Consider the following 2,166-nt stretch of genomic DNA (forward strand, 5'->3'; position numbering starts at 1 on the left):
CGTTCCCGTGCCACGTACACGTCGATGAGTGGTCGATCCCCCAGGTTATGTGCATGGCGGGCGAACACGTCGCTGACCTCGGCCAGAAGCGTCCGTCCGCGCCCGCGCTCCGCAGCCGTTTGGCGGTGCACCAACGCGACGCCCAGCGCCATTCGGGCGAAGGCCAAGGCCATATCGTTGCCGGAAGTCTGGGCAATCCGTATGGCATCCTCGATCTCCCGCACCGCGCGGTCATCGGCGGCCAGCGTGCCATTCGCTATTCCCGGGAAGTAGGTCAAGGCGACGACCGCGGCGTAGGTCAGGGGGTCGGCGCTGTGAGCCATGGCCAGGGCATGGTTCAGGTCGTCGCGCCACTCGGGGCGACCTAAGCAGTAGCGAGCCATAGCCGCTGACGTAAAAGCCAGCGCTAGCGGAGACCCGAAGATGAAATTGCCCTTGAATGGATCACCGTCGGCCAGGTCGATCATTCTCTGTGACCACCGCAGCACGTGGGGCCACTCACCACACTCGATCTTCGCGTAGATCGCCGGGTACGACAGCCCCACCGTCAAGGTCGGATCGCCGAGCGACTCGATGAGGGTCATGGCTTCCGATGCCAGCCGCGACGCCTCACGCACCCGGCCCTGGTACGCGTGATCCATCACCCGTCCGGCTATGCCGATGGCCAGCGACGCCTTGTCTCCGGCGGCGGTGCACAACTCGCGCAATTCATCGAAGCGCTCACCGGCAACGCTCGTGTGGACTCGATAGGCGGTGCCGCACAACATGGTGCGAGGGGCGATGCGCATACCCGACCGGTTCGGCGCCTCGGGCGGTAGCGCGTCGGCGATGGTTCGGGCGCGCTCCCAACTGAGTCGTGCCGAGCCAATGTCACGGCTAGTTGCCCACCTGGCGGCGCGCATATGCCAGCCATAGGCGGCGTTCAAATCACCGGCGGCCTCCAGATGCTCGGCGATCAACGCGGCGTTCTGGTCGGACGACTCCGGCTGGCGGGCTTCGATCGCGGCGGCCACCCGTCGGTGCAGCCGGGCGCGATCGGATTTCAATAGAGACTCGTAGGCCACCGCGCGGATCAGCGGATGACGAAACGCATATTCGGCGGGCGGCGCGAACCGCACCTGTTCGATGACCTCGGCGGCTGCCAGCTCGTCGACAACCGGGTCCACCTCGATGGCGGCCAGCAGGTCGCGGCTGAAACGAGACCCGACGACGGACGCGGCGGCAAGCGTGTGTTTGGCTGCGGGGCCGAGGCGGTCGATGCGCGCGGCGATGGTCGCCTGCAACGTAGCCGGCACGCTGACGTCGGCCACATCGGCGCGGCACGCGTACCTGCCGTACTCACCGGCGAGGATGCCGCGTTCGGCGAGGTCGCGGGTGATCTCCTCGGCAAAGAACGGATTACCGGCCGCGCGCCCGGCGATGATCTCGCCGATCTTGGCGACGCTGGGGTCGCGGCCCAACAGCTCGGCCACCAGCGTCGAGGATTCTGAATCGCTCAGCGGAGCCAGGGCGATGGTCTGCGCGCCGGCGACATGAGCCAATGCTCCGTGGTATTCGGGGCGGTAGGTGATCAGGACCAGCGAGGGGGCCTGGGGTATCACGGCGAGGAAGTCCGCGATCATGGATGCGCTTGCCTCGTCGATCCAGTGAGCGTCCTCGACCACGAAGACCGCCGGTTCGCCGCGGGCCAGCTGCGCGGAGTTGATCAGCGCGGTCAGCCGCCGCCTGCGCGCGTCGGGGTCGATTTTGGGCAACTCCACGTCGGGATCGGCGATGCCGAGCAGGTCATCCAGCAGCAACAGGTCTTGCGGATCGGCATCGGGTACGTGGGCGCTGAGCGGACCAACGGCGCGCAGCAGGCGCGCCACCACGTGGAACGGGACGTCGGTGGCGTGGGATTCGCAGAAGGTGGAGAACACTTCGACGCCGCGGCTTTTCGCGAGTCGGATGGTTTCGGCGGTCAGCCGGGTCTTGCCGATACCGGCGGGGCCGACCACTGCAACCACGCACCCGCGTCCACTTCTCGAGCGATCCAGCATCGCCGTCAACGTGGACAGTTCCCACTCGCGGCCGACCAACGTCGACGCCGAAACACCGGTCCGCGCTGCGGCCAACTTCAGCAGACGGCGCGCCGGCACCGCAGCCGCGGCGCCCTTGATGCGCACC

At 67.5% G+C, this 2,166-nt stretch carries 1 protein-coding gene; it reads right to left on the reverse strand.

Annotated elements, in window-relative coordinates:
- Positions 1-2,166 (reverse strand): AAA family ATPase (locus Q0W90_RS24385; protein ID WP_297777242.1); only part of this gene is annotated, 2,166 nt, incomplete at both ends.

This window comes from Mycobacterium sp. (assembly GCF_025933915.1).
Taxonomy (GTDB): Bacteria; Actinomycetota; Actinomycetes; order Mycobacteriales; family Mycobacteriaceae; genus Mycobacterium.